Source organism: Bradyrhizobium sp. sGM-13 (assembly GCF_018398875.1).
Classification (GTDB): domain Bacteria; phylum Pseudomonadota; class Alphaproteobacteria; order Rhizobiales; family Xanthobacteraceae; genus Bradyrhizobium.
On sequence record NZ_JAGWDK010000263.1, the window covers coordinates 1 to 305 of the forward strand.

Annotated in this window: 1 pseudogene; it reads left to right on the top strand. The window is 60.0% G+C overall.

What is annotated here, in order from left to right:
* Nucleotides 1-305 (top strand): annotated as a pseudogene (locus tag KJQ96_RS39015) (tyramine oxidase); the annotation flags it as partial.

The following is a 305-nucleotide window of genomic DNA, read 5'->3' on the forward strand; positions in this document are numbered from 1 at the left end:
GCTATTTCGACCGCGAGGTGGAGAAGGGCCGCAGGCTGGTCAGCGCGGTGTCCTATTGGCGCAAGAATATCAAGGACAACGGCTATGCGCACCCGATCGAGGGCGTAGTCGCGCTGGTCGACCTGATCGAGAACAGGATCGTCCATCTGGTCGACGAGCCTGACGTTATCCCGATCCCGAAAAAGTCGCGCAACTATGACCGGGCGTCGATTCCGCAAACGCGCAAGGACGTCAAACCGCTCGACGTCGTGCAGAAGGAAGGCCCGAGCTTTACGGTCGAGGGCTGGAAAGTCGCTTGGCAGAAC